A 16,860-nucleotide genomic window follows, 5' to 3' on the forward strand; every position below is an offset into this window, starting at 1 on the left:
TCCTGCGCCGAGCTGCGGGAGCTTGTTGTCGGTCGACATACCGGGGATTATCCCGCTTCCGCGCCGTCCCGGTCGGTAACCGTCGGGCCCTAGCGGCCCGGCCACCCGTCCAGGTGGCGGTGGACCTGCACGGCCGGGCGCAGGGCCGCGGTGTGGGCGGTGGTGGGCGTCAGGGAGGTGGGGCGGGAGAGCAGGGCGGTGACCTCGGCGGCCAGGGCGTCGGCCTTGCGCTTGAGGTCGGCGGCGGGGAGCCGGGAGCGGCCCAGGTCGTCGAGGCGGCGGTGGATGCCGTCGAGCTGGCGCTGGGCGTCGGGGGTCAGGCGCGTGGGGTGGGCCGTGGAGACCACGAACTGGTAGGCGCCGGCGAGCGTCTGGCAGCCCGTGCAGTGGTCGTTGACGGCGTGGCCCTTGTTGATGGCGTTGAGCCGGACGTTCTCCCCGGAGAGGGTGACGATCTGGAAGGACAGGGCCACCGAGCGGCAGGCGTCGTCGGCCGTGCAGCCGGCGGAGGTGGCGTCGGCGTGGTTGGCGACGCGGGCGGCGAGGACGGTGCCGAGCTGGTGGACGGCGAAGGTGTCGTGGTACTCGATGTGGTGCCGGTGGTTGGCGGTGGTGCGGGCGCCGTCGCCGACGACGGCGACCGACGAGGCGGCCTGGGCGGGCCCGGCGGTGGCGGCCGTGGCGAGGCCGGCGGCGAGCAGGCCGATCCGGACGAAGTGGCGGGTGAGGTACGGGTTCACGGGTTGCTCCTGAAGGTCCTGAAGGTGTGACTCACGGTGTGGACGCGCTGGGCGCGGGGGCCGGCGGCGAGGCCGGCGGGGGTGTGGTGGCGGCCGGCGGCGGAGTGCTGGGGGCGGGCGCGGGGACGCTGGTCGCCGGGGCGGGGGCGGAGGCCGAGGGGCTGGGTGCCGGCACCGGCTTGGGGCTGGCGCTGGGCTGCGGCGCCGGGGGCAGTACGACCGGGGCGGGCACGGGCCCGGTGCTGGGCGCGGGGGCCGGGGCGGGGCCGGGTGCCGGGGCGCCGGCGGGGGGCGCGGGGGCGGCGGAGGGGGGCGGCGAGGGGAGGCCGGGGGCGGGCGGCGGGGTGCGCCACGGCAGGGGTGCGACGATCGGCGCGCTGCCGTCGGGGCGGTGGCCGCCGACCGGGTCGGGTTCCTGTGCGGCGGGGCGCTCGCCGAGCCGGTCGTCCTCGGGCGTGGCCGGGGCGACGGGGACGTGCGGCTGCAGGATGGGCGCGATGGGCGGCTTGGGCGGCAGTGGCTTGGGGGTGACGCCGCTGGTCCAGGCGTAGGCGAGGGTGCCGGCCACGGCGAGGACGCCGAGGAGGAGGGCGGCGCGCAGCCGGGGGCGTCCGTCGGTGGCGCGCACGGCGTTGCGGCCGAGGCGGCCGGAGAGCCGGATCGACAGGTAGGTCATGCCGGCGAGCGGCACGATGAGCATGAGGCTGCCGAGCACGCCGGCGAGGCCGGCCGCGATCTCGCCGTCGGCGAAGGCTTCGTAGGTGCCGGTGAGTTGGGTGGTGAGCGAGCGGATGCCGGTGCCGACGAGCCGGGGCAGGTTCCACAGGGCGTACCCGGCCTCGGCGGCCAGCAGCGGGACCATGGTCAGCACCCAGGTGGTGACGATGACGCGGGTGCTGCGCTTGAGGTCGGCGACGGCGGGCTCGGGCTTGCGCCAGGGCACCATGCCGAGCAGGATCGGTTTGATCTTGCCGTAGAGGTCGGGGACGCCGGCGAGGTCGCCGAGGATGAAGTAGCCGTCGAGGCGGACGGCCGGCATGAGCTGTTCGAGCACTTCGAAGTGGCCGAGGTAGACCGCGCAGAGCAGGAAGGGCGCCCCGGTGACGAAGTACAGCCCGGTCAGCATGAGCATGAAGACGACGTTGAAGTAGACCCCGCCGAGGTCGGTGCGCAGGCGTCCGGCGCGCCCGATGCGGTAGACGTCGGTGACGTCGGTGTACATCGAGGGCCAGATCAGGAACAGGCCGCAGCCGATGCAGCCGGGTCTGGCGCCGTCGTAGTGGCAGGCCGAGGCGTGGCCGAACTCGTGGAAGAGCAGCGAGGCGACGGTGAGCCCGAAGACGGCGAGCAGCAGCAGCGGCTGGTCGAGCACGTTGAGGACGGGCGTCATGGCGCCGTGGAAGCCGAAGAGCCACACGTCCATGGCCGCGGCGAGCAGCAGGGCGGTGGCGACGACGGGCGGGCGGTGCAGCCAGGCCAGGGCGCGGGCGATGACGGCGACCTTGGGCTCGTCGAACAGGACGCGGTGGCCCTTGAGGGCGAGCAGCAGGTCCGAGCGCGGGCCGTCGACCTCGTCGCTCTCCTGGCCGGGCGGCACGGTGATGCCGAGCGGCTGGAGCTTGCTCTCGACGAGGTAACCGACGTTCTCCGCACTGACCTCGCGGCCGAAGTCGGCGCTGACGAGGCGGGCGATCTCCCGCTGGTCGCGGACGCCGTCGACGGCGGAGGCGACGAGGTGCAGCAGGCGGGAGAGCTGCACCACCTGGCCGTCGCCGCGGCGGGCGATGTACTTGGGCTCGGTGAAGCCCGAGCCCTGGTACTCGCCGTGCAGGCGCAGGCCCGCGCTGAGCCGGGGGACGACGTCCCCGGCCGCGGGCGGCTCCCCCTCCTGCGCCTCCTTCTCGTGCTCGGCCTGCCGGATCACCGGCAGTTCGAGCGTGGCGGCTTCCTCCCCCTCGTCGTACGCCGCGGAGGCGTACGGGAAGCCGCCGTATCCCGGCACCGGCGCTCCGGTCTCCCCTGTCCGCAGTCCGGAGCCGGTGGTGCCGGGCGGGAGCGTCGTCGTCCCGCCCGTCGTGCGATGGCGGCTGTGGCCGGCCTGGTGATCTCCGACCACCGTCATCTGCTCTCCCCCCTGGACGGGACGCTGCGCTCGTGGTGCCCCCCTCGGCCGGTTACTGCTTGATGGAGATGGACTGCGCGGCCTCGGACTGCGCCACCGCCCAGGGCGAGTTGTCGTTGGCGGCGAGGGACTCGTTGTGGGCGTGGACGTTCGCCACGTGCTTGGTGATGTTGGTGGTGCGGGTGAAGCTGAACTTCAGCTTGCCCAGGGCCTCACGGCCCGGCAGCAGCTCAGCGGACTCGGCCTCGAGCTCGTGCGGGTTCATGCTCATGGTGATGCTCTCCTTCACTACGACAGCTGGATGGCGTTACTACTGCTGGGACTTGCCGCTACGGCAGGGAACTGCTCCTGCCGGGGATCGCTGCTACTGCTGGATGGCGATCGCCTGCGTGGCGGCCGACTGGGCCACGGCGTCCGGCGAGCAGACGTTCAGCGCGGTCGACGTGTTGTGGGCGTGGACGTCGGCCACGTGCTTGGTGACGGTGGTGGTGCGCGTGAAGCTGAACTTCAGCTTCCCCAGGGCCTCACGGCCCGGCAGCAGCTCCGCGGACTCGGCCTCGAGCTCGTGCATGTCGAGCATGCCGGTTCCCCCTCCGGGACGACGGTTCGCCTGCGAACCGTGCGGTGGCGCCCGGACGCAGGCAGGTTCCCCCCGGCCTCGCGTCCGATGCGGTCGGACGAGCTGTCCAACGAGATTGGACACTAGCGGCGTCGTCGGACGCCGCGCAAGCGGTTCCGGCGAAAGGGCCTCTGGACGCCCCCCGTAGAATCGGTTCACCCGAGGCCCGATCCGACCTGAGCAGGAAGCGACCAGTCCGTGGCGAACGCACTGCAGCAGATCATCAGACAGCGCCTGGACCGTCAGGGGTGGTCGTACGGGGACGTGGCCCGCAGGGGCGGCATCCCCCGCTCGACCGTGCACCACCTGGCCACCGCCGAACGCCTGGTGCGCATGCCGCAGCCGGCCACCCTCGAAGGGCTCTCCCGCGGGCTCGATCTGCCGTTGGACACCGTGCGCCACGCCGCCGCCGAGACCTGCGGCATCCACCTCTACCCGGCCGACGAGGACAAGACCCCCGACACCCCGCCGGACCCCGAGGTCGACCTGCTGATCGCCAGTGTCCAGCGGCTCAGCTCCGACGACCGGCGACACGTGGCCGCCCTGGTCGAATCCCTGCTCGAACGCGGACCGAAGACCGCCGGGGACGAGCCCCGCGGCGAGAGCTGAGCCGTAAACGGACGCCGTCCGCCCGGCACCCGGTTCCCGGAACGGTTGAATCCAGCGAATATTCGCGTCCGGCCGAGCCGCACCCCCCTTCCCCGCTATCGTCTCGATCTGCCCGAAGCCAGGGGGAATGCGTGCTCGTTGTCAGTGGTGGATCGACCTCCAACGCCGTCGTCCGGGGGCGCTCCGGGGAATCCGTGGTGCTGCTCTCCGGGGAACTGCCCGAAGTGCTCACCGACCGGAGCGTTGCCGAACTCCTCGACCTGGCAGCCGCGGTGCTGACCGGCGAGGAGATGACCATGTTCCGCGCATGCCTGTGCGCGCTGCGCCGCGGCGAACCGCTCGGGCGGCGCCGGGTGGAGGTGGACGGCGCCGTGCTGACCATTTACGAGAGCTGATCCGGCGGCGAAAGCCGATCCGGTGCGGCACGACTGCCATGCAACTGCCGCACAACTGAGGTCAACACAAAGGCGGAACCGCCCCCGTGCCGTGCAAGGGGGCGGTTCCGGGCGCCGGTTGAGCCGTACCGGTCAGTGCCGGTGGTGACCGTGGCGATGGTCGTCCTCGCCGTTGCCCGAGCCGTTGCCGGACAGGATCGGGATGTCGTCCAGGATGTGCGACAGCGGGTCGTCGCCGTCGTTGATCGTGGAGTTCTCGGTGCACATCTGCTGCTGCTGCGAGGACAGGATCGGGATGTCCTGCAGACCGATGTTGATCAGACCGAGGAGCGACTGCGCGCCGAGCTTGCCGATGGCGATGCACGGCTTGTTGAACGAGCCGTTGATCAGACCCATCTGCGGACTCATGTAGCCGCTGGTGTAGGTGTTCCCGTACATCTGCGTGGCGCCGTTGGCGTTCCAGACGTTGCGGCCGTCACCGCTGCCGTAGCCGGGCGTGGGCCCGCTGCCGTAGGCCAGCGCGGGAGCTGCGGTTCCGCCGACTGCGGAAAGCGCCACCACGGCCGTGGCCACAAACTTCTTGATCACGAGATTTTCCTCAGCTCCGGTCGACGAATTGCATGAACTACCTGCCTAACCCGGGAGGTCCGGCGGAGGTTATCCGCAGTCATGCATTCGGCCCAACAGGGGAAATCCCCCCGCCGCGGGTCCCGCACACCCGCCGCAGGGGGATTTCACCGAATGGCGCTCCGGCCGGTTCAGTGACCGTGGTCGTGCTCGGAGTTGCCCGACCCGTTCCCCGAGAGGATCGGAATCTCGTCCAGGATGTGCGACAGCGGGTCGTCGCCGTCGTTGATCGTGGAGTTGTCCGTGCACTGCTGCTGCTGCTGCGACGTGAGGATCGGGATGTCCTGGATGCCGATGTTGAGCAGGGCGAGGACGGACTGGATGCCGATCTTGCCGATGGCGATGCAGGGCTTGTTCAGCGTGCCCTGGATGAGGCTCATCTGCGGGCTTTCCTTGCCACCGGTGACGGTGTTGCCGTAACCGGTCTTCGCGCCGTTGGCGTTCGCGACATCCTGGTCGTCGTCGATGGCCATCGCAGGAGTGGCCATGGCGCCGACCGCCGTAGCCGTGACGGCGGCCGTGGCGAGTACCTTCTTGAGCACGTCTATGCCTTTCGATCGAGTAGCGCCCCCACTGAGAAAGCGTTCTGAATAACTCCGGTCCATTCCCGAGGTTCCGGAGGTTCCAGAGTTTCACTCATTCGCGCCAGTGCGGGTGTTGTCACCGAAAGGCAATAGGCATCAGCGGGTCAGCCGCCGATAGGAAAAGATACTGGAGAGCGTCACATAACGATATTGTCCGCCGCGCTCACTGCGCAGTTCCCCGCGGTCGATCAGGTGCGCCACGGTCCACGGCGAGAGCCCCAGCAGGGAGGCGGCCGTGCGCACCGGGACGCTCAGCCCCTCGAAGACCGCGGGCATGGGTTCCTCCGCAGCGCGCCGGCACGCCGTGCGGCCGGCCGTCGCGTCGTCGTCGTACGTGGCGTAGGAGTCGATCGCGGCAGCAGCGTTTCGTGCCATGTCGACGCACACCATCCCCTCGGTCAGTCGTATTTACGTACCTGCCGCCAGGCTAGTCAGCTCAGCGGGAAGCGTATGAGGCTCCTTGCCGGGCGTCAAGTATGGTTTTGCCTGGCCTGCCGACCGGCTAGATACCGTGGAGGTACGACCGCGGCCGTTACCCCGGGCCCGCCGGGCCGGGTTAGCCCTCGTGGCAGGGGCGGCCACCCACTAGCCGGGCGTCAAGTAGGCTCACCCGGGGTGGCTGGTTCATGACGGACAGCAGGAGAGTGAGCCCATGGGGAGCACCCCGAAGGCGCGCAGGAGCGGCACGCGCGAACGCATCCAGAGGACGGCACTCGACCTCTTCGTCTCACGCGGCTACGAGAAGACCTCGCTGCGGGAGATCGCCGAGGAGCTCGGGGTCACCAAAGCCGCGCTCTACTACCACTTCAAGACCAAGGAGGACATCCTCACCGCGCTCTCCGACGACCTCGGCCGGCCGGTCGACGAGCTCGTCGCCTGGGGCCGGGAGCAGCCGCCCACGCCGGAGACCAAGCGCGAGCTGCTGCGCCGCTACAGCGAGGCGCTGCGCGACGCGGCCCCCATCTACCGGATCCTGCAGGAGAACCAGGCCACGCTGCGCGAGCTGAACATCGGCGCGGCACTGCGCGAGCGCCTGGCGGCCGTCGGCGCGCTGCTGGAGGCCGGTGCGGGCTCCCTGGACGGCCGGGTGCGCTGTTCCAGCGCGATGGCGGCGGTGCACTTCGGGGCACTGACCCTGGACGGGCTGCCGGGCGAGAAGGAGGAGAAGCGGATGGCCGTGCTGCGCGTCGGCCTGGAGATCCTCGACTCCGCCACCCGCGAGGAGACCGCGGCCGCCCTGGACGCCGTGGGCTGAGCCGGCGGGCCCGCTTGCGCAACGCCGCGGGCCCCGGCCCGCGCGCCCGTGCGCCGGGGGGCCGCCGGGACGCCCGTACGGGGCCTTGCGCCCCCTCGGGCCCCGCTTCAATACCGGAGAGTCGGTTTCTTGATCACCGGGCGGTCCCGCCGGTGGGAAGAATTCACCCTCCGCTTACGGAACAGTTGATTCCGTCAAGGAGGCTGCAGGTGTCGGCAGGACCTCAGGCCACGCCCGCCGGGGCCACCTCGGGGGCCTCCGCCGCGGCCCGTCGCCGCTCCGCCTCCGCCAGCGCCCTGGCCCCGCGGCCGGGGGCCATGTCGAGGCGGGCCAGCACGGAGGGCACGGCGACGCTGGGCATCACGTGCTCGTACAGCACGGTGGCGCGGCGCTCCAGGTCGGCGCGGTTGTTGATCGCCTGGGACATGGTGTTGATGCCCGCATAGGCGCCGACGATGAGCTCGGCGGTGTCGGCCGGCACGACGTGCGGGAGCACCTCGCCGCGCTCCTTGCCCTCCTCCAGGACGCGCGTGTGCAGTTCCGTCCAACCGTTGAACGGGCTGCTGCGGTTGAGGTTGGTAGAGCCGTGTTCGAGGGTCAGCCGCACGCTGCCGCGCAGGAGCGGGTCCACCAGCAGCCGGTGGGCGAAGATCATGCCCATGTCCACCAGCTCCTGCATCTTGGAGGTCCTGCCCGGCTCGCCGACCGGCATGTCGGTGGCCAGTTGGGCGTCGATCACCGCGAGCGCCAGTTCCTCCTTGGAGGCGAAGTGGAAATACAGCGCCCCCTTGGTGACCTCGGCCCGCGCGAGGATCTCGGTGATCGTGGCGGCGTCGTAGCCCCGCTCGTCGAACACCACCGCGGCCGCTTCGAGAATGGACTGGCGAGTCCTGATCGCGCGGTCCTGCTTTGCCACGGTCTGCCTCCGGATCGATGAGATATCTCCGCCGCATCCCGGGCGGCGAGGGGCGGCACGCAACCGGCCGTCACACCGCTGCCGCCCCTCGAAAATCAAACCGGCGAGTACGTATCGTATCAAGAGCGGCTTGGCAATCTGGCGCAATTCACTCTGTGAATTGCGCTGGAGGACACCGTCCCGATCCTTGCAGGGGCCAACGAGCGTGCCCCGCACGGCCGGGACGGTATCCGCACGATCTGACGCGATCAGACCATCGTCAGCCCGCCGTCCACCGGCACCGTGGCCCCGGTGACGAAGGACGCCCGGTCGCTGAGCAGCCAGGCGGCGGCCTCGGCGACCTCCTCCGGCTCCGCCGTGCGCGCCTGCGGGGTGGCGGCGTGCAACGCCTCCTCGATGCCCGGCCGTTGCGCGAACCACTCCACGACCACTTCGCTGCGCGTGGTTCCCGGCGCGAGCGCGTTCACCCGGATGCCGGACGCGGCGTACTCGGCGGCCGCTGCCTTCGTCAGACCGATGACCGCGTGCTTGGCCGCCACGTACGGGGCGGCGACCGGCGTGGCCAACAGGCCGCCCACGCTACTGGTGTTGACGATCGAGCCACCGCCGGTGGCGAGCATCGCGGTGATCTCGTCGCGCAGGCAGTTCCACACGCCGCGCGCGTTGACGTCCATGATGCGCTCGTAGGTGGCGTCGTCCATCAAGTGCAGCGGCGAGCGGCCCTCGCCCCAACCCGCGTTGTTGAACGCCGCGTCCAGCCGGCCGTACCGCTCCACCGCGTACGCGACGGCGCGCGCCGTGTCGGTGCGCCGCGTGACGTCGGTGACGACGTGGGCGGCCTCGGCACCCTTTTCCCGCAATTCGTCCACCAGTTCGCGCAAACGGTCCTCGCGCCGGGCGGCCAGCACCACCGTGGCACCCTCGCGTGCGAACACCCGTGCGGCAGCGGCGCCGATGCCGCTGCTGGCGCCCGTGACGAGCGCGACTTTCCCGTGCAGCATTCCCTGTGGCATTGCGGGCGGTGCCGCAGGCTGTATTACGGGCGGCATTGCAGGCGCTATTTCCTGGGGTGCGCCCTGCGGTATTCCGTGGTCGGTGGCCATGCCGTGAATTCCCTCGATTTCCTTCATCCGTCGCTTCGCGTTTCCGGGCCGGGGGACCACAGCGTGCCCGCCGACGCCTCCGCGTCGACCGTGCGCACCAGCGCCTCGTCGACGGCGGCCAAGGAGTCCACCACATGCCGTACGCCCGCCTCGTGCATGGCGGCGCGCTGGAATCCGTGGGGGAAGGCGGAGGGGTGCCCCACGAAGGCGGCCCCCAGGTCGCGGGCGGCCTCCGCGACGCGCGCCACGTCGTCGACGAAGAGCGTCTCGCCCGGGTGCAGTCCGAAGATCGCAGCGATCTCCCGCACCCCGGGGCGGAAGTCGTTGGTGCACACATAGCCGGGGCCGTCGAAGAGGTGGGCGTGCTCGCCGAGGTGGCGGGTGAAGTGGGAGGCGTCCAGACCTCCGTAGCAGACGGTGCGCAGACCCATCGCCCGTAATCGCGCGACGAGTTCGACCGCGCCGTCCAGGAGCCGGACGGGGTCGTGCACGAGGTGGGCGGCGCGCTCGGCGAAGTAGACCTCGAGCACCTTCTCGGGCGGCCAGTCGACGCCCGCGGCCTCGGCCAGGGCCTGCGCGGCGATGTGCCGGGGCTGGGAGAAGACGGCCCGCTCGACCTGCGCGGTGTACCGGCCGCCCCGGGCGGTCACGAACCGGTGGATCACCGGGCTGAACGTGTCGTTGAGAAGGACCCCGTCGATATTGACGGCGGCCAGGCGTAACCGGCTCAGCTGTTCGACCACTATCTGCCTCCATTGTCGGGTGAAGGATCCCGGAAAACCCGCCCGCGCGATGCGGGCGTTCCCCCCGCAGAGAGCTGAATCACATCGGGGCTGAGTGGTCGTCAACCGCCTTGTATCTTGACCCCCCGAAGGGCGTTGACCGGGGAACGTTAACACTCTAAAAGCACCCGTCCGGACAGCACCCGCCTTGACCATCCGCGGTCGACCTGCCCCGCTGCGCCGACCGATCCGAGGGGGAACCATGTCCCAGACCACCTCCGCCCCGACATCCCCCGCGCCCTCGCTGCCCCGGTTGACCACGACCGTGCCCCGCGAGTACGTCCACCGGGCCGCCGTGGCCGAGGTGTTGCTGACCGGATGGCGGAAGGCGGGGCCGGACCGGTTCACCGTCTGGGCCCAATGGCCGCGCGGCCACAGCTTCTTCACCCCGGTCGACGGCACCGTGTACGACCCGATGATGGCCGCCGAGACCGTGCGGCAGATCGGCTCCCTCCTCGCCCACGCGGAATTCGACGTGCCGCTCGGGCACCAGTTCCTGATGTGGCACCTGGACTACACGGTCCGGCCCGATCGCATGACCATCGGCACGGCGCCCGCCGACCTCGAACTCGACGTCGAGTGCTCACGGATCCGCCTGCGGGGCGGCGTCTTCGGGGGCATGCGCTACGACGTCACCGTACGCCGCGACGGACACGTCGCCGCCACCGGCAGCGCCTCGTTCACCTGCACCTCGCCGGAGGTCTACCGCCGGCTGCGCGGCCCCCGGCTGCCCGGCACGCCGACGGTGACGACCGCGCCGGTGGTGCCGCAGCAGGTGGGCCGGACCTTTCCCTTCGACGTCGTCCTCTCGCCGGACGACAGTGCGCGCCCCCGCTCCTGGCTGCTGCGGGCCGACGGCCGTCATCCCGTCCTGTTCGACCATCCGGTGGACCACATCCCCGGCATGGTGCTGCTGGAGGCGGCCCGGCAGGCGGCCACCGCCCTCGCCCCCTGGCCGGTCGTCCTGCCGACCTCGATCAGGAGCTCCTTCCACCGCTACGCCGAGCTCGACAGACCCGTCCACATATCCGCCGATCCCGTGGAGGAGACCGGGACCGGCGGCACTCTCACGCGAATCAGCGGTCACCAGGACGGCGCATGGGTCTTCGCCTGCTCGCTCACCTGCGAGCACCCCTCCGTGGCCGCCTGACGGACCCGTCCGGGTCACCCGCCGCGTTTTCCCCGCCGTCCGCCGCCGTCCTCGCTTAGGGTCGTTGCGCCATCGGTCCACCGAGCCGGGGGAGCGTATCCGCGGGATGATTCCGAGCCTGACCGGCACCGCGTTCTTCGCCCTGCTCGTCGTCGCCTGCCTGCTGGCCGTCCTGGCGGCGCTGCTGCTGTGGACGAGGATCCCCGGCCCCGGCGCCGTGCGCTGGGCGGGCCGGCTCGCCCTGATCGTGCTGTGCCAGGCCACCGCCATCTGCGTGGTCGCGGTGTGGATCAACGCCAGCTACGGCCTGTACGCCTCGTGGGACGACCTGATGGGCCGTACGAGCGAGTCCGGGCCCGTGGCGATGCCCGGCCCGCCGGCCGAGCGGGCGCGCTTCACGCGCGGCGACGGCGGCATGCGCGAGACGTACTTCCGCGGGGCGCACTCCCAGCTGTCCGGCCAGGTCATGGTCTGGACGCCCCCGCAGTACTCCGAGCCCGACCACCGCCACACCGCCTTCCCCGTGGTGGTGCTGCTGCACGGCGTGCCCGGCTCGCCGCAGTCCTGGCTGGAGCAGGGCCGGATGCCGGGGGCGTACGAGCGGCTGCTCACCGAGGGCACCACCCGCCCGTTCATCCTCGCCGTGCCGATCATCAACCCCGGCGGCGTGGACACCGACTGCTCCGACGTCCCCGGCCGCAAGGTCGCCACCTGGCTCGCCGCCGACGTGCCCGAGCTGCTGCGCAAGCACTTCCGCACCGAGGCCGCCCCCGAGTCGTGGGGCCTGGTCGGCATCTCCACGGGCGGCTTCTGCGCGGCGAAGCTGCCGCTGCAGTACCCCCGCGTCTTCGGCGCGGGCGCCGCCCTGGACCCCGACCCGCTCGACGGCGACGGCGGCGCGATCGCCGACCCGGAGCTGCGCCGCCGCAACAGCCCGATGCACCTGGTGCGGCACAGCGACGCGGACGTGGCCCTGTTCCTGGCGACCTCGCGACAGGACCGCGACAGCCCGCCCCGCTACATCGAGGAGTTCCAGCGCGAGGCCGCGGACAGCGCGGTGCGGCTGAAGACGATGCTGCTGCCGACCGGGGGCCACAACTACGGAACGTGGATCAACCTCTATCCCGCGGCGTTCTCGTGGCTGGCCGAGCAGCTGGGGGGCGGTCCGGAGTAACCGGCCCGCCCGCTGCCCGGACGCTCCCGGATGCGGGGAGGGGGGCTCAGTCCTCGTCGCCCTCGTCCTGCGAGGCGCTGGGCGACGCCTGCGGCGAGGGCTCCACCGCCGGCGCGTCCTGCGCCGCGTCCTCCCGCGCCTTGCGCTCGGCGTCCTTCTTCTTCTCCTGCTCGCTCTTGGGCTTGTCGGCGGTGTCCTGCGGGAAGGTCAGCTGCCGGCTCATCCACTCCAGCACCGGGCCGATCTCCCGGCGCCAGGTGGTGAAGTGATGGCTGCCCTCCGGCAGGATGATCGAGGAGGCGTTCATCGGCGGCTTGACGGCCTTGAGGAACCGCTCCGTCTCGCCGTACTGCTTCTCGCCCTTCTTGCTGCTGGTCACCAGCACCGACACCCGCGGCGCGGGCAGGTTCTCCAGCCGCCAGATCAGGTCGTGCTCCTGCTGGTTGCGCTTGGCCTGCGGGCCGCTGCCGAAGAGGTTGCCGGTGGTCAGGTCGTTGCCGACCTTGTAGTCGCCGGACAGCGCGGCCGCGGCCGGGTAGACGCCCGGTTGGCGCATCGCGAGCTCCAGCGCGCAGGTGCCGCCGGAGGAGTAGCCGAGCACGCCCCAGGCGCTGGGGTCGTGGCCGACGCGGTAGGTGCTCTTGAGGGCGTCGGGCAGGTCCTTGGTGAAGAAGGTCTCCGCCTGCGGCCCGTCGGGGACGTCCACGCACTCGGTGTCGCGCGGGGGCGCGATCGTCGGGCGGACCATGACGACGACGGTCGGCTGCATTCTGTTCTGGGCCAGCAGCCGGCCCGCCGTCTGGGGCACCTGCAGGTGCTGCGCCAGGTTGGTGATCCCGCCGGGATAGCCGCTGATCACGACCATCACCGGAAAGCGCTGGCGGTCGTACTGCTTCTGGAAGTACTGCGGCGGGAGATAGACGAAGGCCGGGTTGATCGCCCGCGAGCGCGCCCCGACGATGTTGACCGACTGGACGCTGCCCACCTTCTCGGCCGGGCCCCGCGGAATTCCGCCTATCTTGTCCAGGCCCTGCGGGCCCGCCGGCTGCACCAGGCCGTTCTTCGACCCGGTGACGGTGGCGTACGGGCCGCTGCCGCCCATCTCGGTGACATTGACCGGCGCCTTGTCGACGCGGCCGAGGAGCTGGTTCCAGGTGCCGAAGAAACCGCCCCAGGAATTCACGGCCAGCGCCAGCGCGGCCATGACCGCCAGCTGGGTCGTGGCGATGGCCGCGAGCCGGCCGAGCACCGGGCGCACGCCGCGGCCGGCCAGCCGGGGCCAGATCCACACGGTGAGCCCCACGCACAACACGGCGGCGAACACCACCGTGTACAGAAGCGACCTGCTGGTCAGGCCCATGCGGTTCCCACTTCCTGCCCCCTGCTGGGTTTCTCGTCCTCGTGTCCGGTCGTCCTCACCGATAAAGAAGCCGATTCGTGCGGAGAGGGTTGCCCTTCGTCCATTTGTTGCACTGGTCTTGTCCTGCCCGTGTCCCGTTGTTCGCGCCGTCGTCCGCTGCCGTACGGCACTGGCCGAACGCCCCCTTCCGCTGGATGGTGGAGGGCATGACGTACCCGGCCCCGCGCCCCGGACCGTGCGCCAATCCCTACCTCAGCGGCCCCTACGCGCCGGTCCACGACGAGACCACCGCCGTCGACCTGCCCGTCACCGGCCGTCTGCCCGCCGCGCTGCGCGGCCGCTACCTGCGCAACGGCCCCAACCCGGTGCACGTCGACGACCCGGCAGGCCACCACTGGCTCAGCGGCGACGGCATGATCCACGGCGTCCGGCTGCGCGACGGGCGCGCCGAGTGGTACCGCAACCGCTGGGTGCGCTCGGACGCCGTGGCCGGGGCCCTGGGCGAGAAGCTGCTGCACGGGCCGCGCCACCTGGGCATGGACTTCGCGCCCAACACGCACGTGCAGTACTTCGCCGGGCACTGCCTGGCCCTGGTGGAGGGCGGCACCCTGCCGTACGAACTGGACCCGGAGCTGTACACCATCGGCCCGTTCGACTTCCACGGCACGCTGCCGGGCGGGCTGGCCGCGCACACGATCGTCGACCCGCGCTCGGGCGAACTGCACGCGGTGGCCTACTGCCCGGCCTGGCCGTACGTGCAGTACGTGGTCGCGGGCCGCGACGGCCGCGTACGGCGGTACGTGGACGTCCCCCTCGACGGGCACCCGATGATGCACGACTTCTCGCTGACCGAGCACTACGTGCTGCTGTACGACCTGCCGGTGGTCTTCGCCCGCAACGGGCGCACCGGCGCGCACCACCCGGTGTGGGACCCGGACCGGCCCGCCCGGCTCGGGGTGCTGCCGCGCGACGGCGGGGCGGGCGAGGTGCGCTGGCTGGAGCTCGAACCCTGCTTCGTCCTGCACCAGATGAACGCCTACGAGCAGCCGGGCGGCCGGCGGCTCGTCGTCCATCTCCTGCGCTACGACCGCTGGTTCGACGCCTTCGACCCTCGCCGGCCCGCCCCCGGGCGGCATGTCGCGCACCTGGAACGCTGGACGGTCGAGCCGGCCCGCGGCACCGTGCACCGCACGCGCCTGGACGACCTGCCCGCCGAGTACCCGCGCATCGACCCCCGCCGGCTCACCGTCCACCACCGCTTCGGCTACGCGGTGCGCCAGCCGCTGCCGGGCCGGGGGCCGGGGCTGGTCAAGTACGACCTGGAGCGCGGTACGCGTGAGGAGTTCACCGTCCCGGAGGGCGGGGACGTCGGCGAGGGCGTCTTCGTGCCGGCGTCCCGTGCCGCCGCCGAGGACGACGGCTGGGTGCTGGCCTTCTCCCACGACCCGCGGCGCGGGGCCACCGACCTGCTCGTCCTGGCCGCCGGCGACCTCGCCGGCGGACCGGTGGCCCGGGTGCACCTGCCGGTGCGGGTGCCGGTGGGCTTCCACGGGAACTGGATCCCGGACCCCTGTCCGTAGCCCTGTTCCGGCCCTGTCCGTATCCCTGTTGCGACCCTGTCCGTAGCCCGGTTCACGACCCTGTCCGTGACACGACACGCACGACGGCGTGTCGCGAGTGAACGCCTTGGACCGTGCTTGACCACTAGCCTTACGTATTCGTCAAGCAAACGGGATTTTACGGGCATTACGGACAGCTAATAGGACGAAGGGCAACTTCCCCATGGGCATTCGGAGTCTGCTGCGCACCGCGTTCGGCCGGGCGGCCAGAGGGGGCGAACAGGACGAGGCGAGCCTGCCCCAGCAGAGCACGGGCCCCGGCGCCTGCGCGCCGGCGGTGCAGGAGGAGGCGCCGGGCGGCGCCGTCACGGTCCCCACCCAGCCGACCGCCGAGGAGTCCGACCGGGCCGGCACCCCCACCGTCCCCGACCCCGGCCCCCTCGGCCCCATCCCCACGCCCGGCCCCGCCCGGCCCGAGCCCCTCCCCGAGCCCGAACCCCAGCCCACGCCCATGCCGAAGCCCAAACCGGTGCCCGAACCGGAGCCGGCCCCGCGGCCCGACCCCCACCCCGTGCCCGAACCCCCGCCCGGGCCGGACCCCGAGCCCTCCCCCGCGATGGCCGCCGGCGCGGCCCTGGCCGCCGCCGGCCTCACCGGGCAGCGCACCGCCGTCTACCTCGTCCTCGACCGCTCCGGCTCCATGCGGCCCTACTACAAGGACGGCACCGTCCAGCACCTCGCCGAACAGACCCTCGCCCTCGCCGGCCACCTCACGGAGGGCGGCACCCTGCCCGTCGTCTTCTTCTCCACCGGCATCGACGGCACCGCCGAACTGACGGCGGACGACCACCGCGAGCGCATCGCCGAGCTGCACGCCTCCTACGGGCACATGGGCCGCACCCACTACCACCTGGCCGTCGAGGCCGTCCTCGACCACTACCGCGCCACGGGCACCACCGACCCCGCCCTCGTCGTCTTCCAGACCGACGGCGCCCCCTCGAACCGGGCGGCCGCCGAGAAGGCCCTGTGCGAGGCGGCCGGCCTGCCGGTCTTCTGGCAGTTCGTGGGCTTCGGCGACCCCGAGGCGCGCGGCTTCGACTTCCTGCGCCGGCTGGACGACCTCGCGGTGCCCGAGCGGCGGGCGGTCGACAACACGGGCTTCTTCCACGCGGGCCGCGAACCGCGGCTGCTGCCGCACGAGGAGCTCTACCGCGAGCTGCTGCTGGAGTTCCCCGGGTGGCTGGAGGAGGCCCGCACGGCGGGCGTCCTGAAGTAGCGACCCTCGAACGCCGGACGGGCTGCGCATGCGGCCCGTCCGGCGTTGTGATGTCAGGCGTTCCGCCGTCAGTCGTCCTGCCGTCAGTCGCCGAACGGCAGGCGGCCGGGGCCCGGCTTCATGGTCTTCTCGACCAGGGGCGTCTGCAGCAGACCGCCCTTGCCGTAGAGCTCCAGGGTGGCGCGGGCGGGCACGTTCGCGTCGACCATGTCGTGCCACTCGGCCAGGCCCGTGTGCTTCTTGCCGTCGCACTGCAGGTCGCGCTTGTCCTTGGTGGCCGTCAGGTAGACGGGCTTCCTGCCGGCCGGGGCGGACAGCAGGGTGATCTCCAGGCGCTCGGTGTCGACGTTGCAGACGTAGTCGAAGGAGACGTCGAGGGACGCGACGATGCCGTTCCCGGTGAAGATCTTCCTGACCTCGACGGACGGCGCGCTCGCGGGGGTGGCGAGGGCGGCGGGGGCGACGGCGCCCAGGACGGCGGCGGCCAGGACCGAGACACCGGTGGCTCGGAGGGTGGTGCGCTTCACGTGGGACAACTCCTCGAAAGGCATATCCGGGGGACTCCCCCCGAATGGGACGCTTTCAGTGT

19 protein-coding genes are annotated in these 16,860 nt (G+C 71.7%); 7 read left to right on the top strand and 12 right to left on the bottom strand.

Annotated elements, in window-relative coordinates; genetic code table 11:
• Window positions 1-89: 89 nt before the first annotated feature.
• From AC27L3_RS07775 to AC27L3_RS07790, 4 genes are all read right to left on the bottom strand, one after another.
• Window positions 90-740 carry a hypothetical protein gene (locus AC27L3_RS07775; RefSeq protein ID WP_487233258.1) on the bottom strand — a complete coding sequence of 217 codons (651 nt, stop codon included), beginning with the start codon at window positions 738-740 and terminating at the stop codon, window positions 90-92.
• 31 nt (window positions 741-771) lie between these two features.
• Window positions 772-2,862, bottom strand: coding sequence for a hypothetical protein (locus AC27L3_RS07780; RefSeq protein ID WP_487233259.1), 2,091 nt, complete (start codon window positions 2,860-2,862; stop codon window positions 772-774).
• Between the two features lie 52 nt (window positions 2,863-2,914).
• A complete protein-coding gene (locus AC27L3_RS07785; protein ID WP_365967837.1) occupies window positions 2,915-3,133 on the bottom strand; it encodes a hypothetical protein in 219 nt (72 codons plus the stop codon).
• Between the two features lie 93 nt (window positions 3,134-3,226).
• On the bottom strand, window positions 3,227-3,442 hold the full coding sequence (locus tag AC27L3_RS07790) for a hypothetical protein (RefSeq protein WP_487233260.1): 216 nt from the start codon (window positions 3,440-3,442) through the stop codon (window positions 3,227-3,229).
• Between the two features lie 237 nt (window positions 3,443-3,679).
• Between AC27L3_RS07790 and AC27L3_RS07795 the strand changes: the two genes are divergently transcribed.
• Window positions 3,680-4,090 carry a helix-turn-helix domain-containing protein gene (locus AC27L3_RS07795; RefSeq protein WP_487233261.1) on the top strand — a complete coding sequence of 137 codons (411 nt, stop codon included), beginning with the start codon at window positions 3,680-3,682 and terminating at the stop codon, window positions 4,088-4,090.
• A gap of 131 nt (window positions 4,091-4,221) precedes the next feature.
• The gene (locus AC27L3_RS07800) at window positions 4,222-4,485 is read left to right on the top strand and encodes a hypothetical protein (protein WP_344432913.1); all 264 of its coding nucleotides are present in this window, start codon (window positions 4,222-4,224) and stop codon (window positions 4,483-4,485) included.
• A 132-nt stretch (window positions 4,486-4,617) separates the two neighbouring features.
• Here the strand turns inward: AC27L3_RS07800 and AC27L3_RS07805 are convergent, their stop codons facing one another.
• The 3 genes from AC27L3_RS07805 to AC27L3_RS07815 all read right to left on the bottom strand — a co-directional run bounded on the left by AC27L3_RS07805 (window position 4,618) and on the right by AC27L3_RS07815 (window position 6,071).
• A complete protein-coding gene (locus tag AC27L3_RS07805; protein WP_487233262.1) occupies window positions 4,618-5,073 on the bottom strand; it encodes a rodlin in 456 nt (151 codons plus the stop codon).
• A gap of 170 nt (window positions 5,074-5,243) precedes the next feature.
• Window positions 5,244-5,654 carry a rodlin gene (locus AC27L3_RS07810; RefSeq protein ID WP_487233263.1) on the bottom strand — a complete coding sequence of 137 codons (411 nt, stop codon included), beginning with the start codon at window positions 5,652-5,654 and terminating at the stop codon, window positions 5,244-5,246.
• Between the two features lie 138 nt (window positions 5,655-5,792).
• Window positions 5,793-6,071, bottom strand: coding sequence for a hypothetical protein (locus AC27L3_RS07815; RefSeq protein ID WP_487233264.1), 279 nt, complete (start codon window positions 6,069-6,071; stop codon window positions 5,793-5,795).
• A 277-nt stretch (window positions 6,072-6,348) separates the two neighbouring features.
• Here AC27L3_RS07815 and AC27L3_RS07820 point away from each other — a divergent pair, with 277 nt between their 5' ends.
• Window positions 6,349-6,951 carry a TetR/AcrR family transcriptional regulator gene (locus AC27L3_RS07820; protein ID WP_487233265.1) on the top strand — a complete coding sequence of 201 codons (603 nt, stop codon included), beginning with the start codon at window positions 6,349-6,351 and terminating at the stop codon, window positions 6,949-6,951.
• Window positions 6,952-7,174: 223 nt separating this feature from the next.
• Here AC27L3_RS07820 and AC27L3_RS07825 read toward each other — a convergent pair whose 3' ends face one another.
• The 3 genes from AC27L3_RS07825 to AC27L3_RS07835 form a co-directional block, all read right to left on the bottom strand.
• A complete protein-coding gene (locus AC27L3_RS07825; protein WP_487233266.1) occupies window positions 7,175-7,867 on the bottom strand; it encodes a ScbR family autoregulator-binding transcription factor in 693 nt (230 codons plus the stop codon).
• 248 nt (window positions 7,868-8,115) lie between these two features.
• Window positions 8,116-8,868, bottom strand: a complete 753-nt coding sequence (locus AC27L3_RS07830) for a glucose 1-dehydrogenase (RefSeq protein ID WP_487233267.1) — start codon at window positions 8,866-8,868, stop codon at window positions 8,116-8,118.
• 125 nt (window positions 8,869-8,993) lie between these two features.
• Window positions 8,994-9,713: an HAD family hydrolase gene (locus AC27L3_RS07835; RefSeq protein ID WP_487233268.1), complete on the bottom strand. Its 720-nt coding sequence runs from the start codon at window positions 9,711-9,713 to the stop codon at window positions 8,994-8,996.
• 241 nt (window positions 9,714-9,954) lie between these two features.
• Here AC27L3_RS07835 and AC27L3_RS07840 point away from each other — a divergent pair, with 241 nt between their 5' ends.
• Together AC27L3_RS07840 and AC27L3_RS07845 are read left to right on the top strand one after the other, a co-directional pair.
• Complete coding sequence (locus tag AC27L3_RS07840; protein ID WP_487233269.1) at window positions 9,955-10,902, top strand: ScbA/BarX family gamma-butyrolactone biosynthesis protein; 948 nt, start codon at window positions 9,955-9,957, stop codon at window positions 10,900-10,902.
• Between the two features lie 106 nt (window positions 10,903-11,008).
• Complete coding sequence (locus AC27L3_RS07845) at window positions 11,009-12,076, top strand: alpha/beta hydrolase (protein WP_487233270.1); 1,068 nt, start codon at window positions 11,009-11,011, stop codon at window positions 12,074-12,076.
• Between the two features lie 46 nt (window positions 12,077-12,122).
• On the opposite strand, the gene AC27L3_RS07850 is transcribed toward AC27L3_RS07845, so the two are convergent.
• Window positions 12,123-13,436: an alpha/beta hydrolase gene (locus tag AC27L3_RS07850; RefSeq protein ID WP_487233271.1), complete on the bottom strand. Its 1,314-nt coding sequence runs from the start codon at window positions 13,434-13,436 to the stop codon at window positions 12,123-12,125.
• Between the two features lie 206 nt (window positions 13,437-13,642).
• Here AC27L3_RS07850 and AC27L3_RS07855 point away from each other — a divergent pair, with 206 nt between their 5' ends.
• Both AC27L3_RS07855 and AC27L3_RS07860 read left to right on the top strand, forming a co-directional pair.
• A complete protein-coding gene (locus AC27L3_RS07855) occupies window positions 13,643-15,016 on the top strand; it encodes a carotenoid oxygenase family protein (RefSeq protein WP_487233272.1) in 1,374 nt (457 codons plus the stop codon).
• A 202-nt stretch (window positions 15,017-15,218) separates the two neighbouring features.
• Window positions 15,219-16,271 (top strand): VWA domain-containing protein, encoded by a 1,053-nt coding sequence (locus AC27L3_RS07860; RefSeq protein ID WP_487233273.1) that lies wholly within the window; start codon window positions 15,219-15,221, stop codon window positions 16,269-16,271.
• An 83-nt stretch (window positions 16,272-16,354) separates the two neighbouring features.
• Here AC27L3_RS07860 and AC27L3_RS07865 read toward each other — a convergent pair whose 3' ends face one another.
• On the bottom strand, window positions 16,355-16,798 hold the full coding sequence (locus AC27L3_RS07865; RefSeq protein WP_487233274.1) for a hypothetical protein: 444 nt from the start codon (window positions 16,796-16,798) through the stop codon (window positions 16,355-16,357).
• Window positions 16,799-16,860: the final 62 nt, after the last annotated feature.

The organism is Streptomyces sp. PKA51, from assembly GCF_057552455.1.

What these genes read in the sequence shown, in the direction of transcription:
- AC27L3_RS07780 (WP_487233259.1), bottom strand. Translation starts at nt 2,862, where the DNA reads ATGACGGTGGTCGGAGATCACCAGGCCGGCCACAGCCGCCATCGCACG.
- AC27L3_RS07850 (WP_487233271.1), bottom strand. Translation starts at nt 13,436, where the DNA reads ATGGGCCTGACCAGCAGGTCGCTTCTGTACACGGTGGTGTTCGCCGCC.
- AC27L3_RS07860 (WP_487233273.1), top strand. Translation starts at nt 15,219, where the DNA reads ATGGGCATTCGGAGTCTGCTGCGCACCGCGTTCGGCCGGGCGGCCAGA.
- AC27L3_RS07790 (WP_487233260.1), bottom strand. Translation starts at nt 3,442, where the DNA reads ATGCTCGACATGCACGAGCTCGAGGCCGAGTCCGCGGAGCTGCTGCCG.
- AC27L3_RS07830 (WP_487233267.1), bottom strand. Translation starts at nt 8,868, where the DNA reads ATGCTGCACGGGAAAGTCGCGCTCGTCACGGGCGCCAGCAGCGGCATC.
- AC27L3_RS07785 (WP_365967837.1), bottom strand. Translation starts at nt 3,133, where the DNA reads ATGAGCATGAACCCGCACGAGCTCGAGGCCGAGTCCGCTGAGCTGCTG.
- AC27L3_RS07815 (WP_487233264.1), bottom strand. Translation starts at nt 6,071, where the DNA reads ATGGCACGAAACGCTGCTGCCGCGATCGACTCCTACGCCACGTACGAC.
- AC27L3_RS07845 (WP_487233270.1), top strand. Translation starts at nt 11,009, where the DNA reads ATGATTCCGAGCCTGACCGGCACCGCGTTCTTCGCCCTGCTCGTCGTC.
- AC27L3_RS07855 (WP_487233272.1), top strand. Translation starts at nt 13,643, where the DNA reads ATGACGTACCCGGCCCCGCGCCCCGGACCGTGCGCCAATCCCTACCTC.
- AC27L3_RS07820 (WP_487233265.1), top strand. Translation starts at nt 6,349, where the DNA reads ATGGGGAGCACCCCGAAGGCGCGCAGGAGCGGCACGCGCGAACGCATC.
- AC27L3_RS07840 (WP_487233269.1), top strand. Translation starts at nt 9,955, where the DNA reads ATGTCCCAGACCACCTCCGCCCCGACATCCCCCGCGCCCTCGCTGCCC.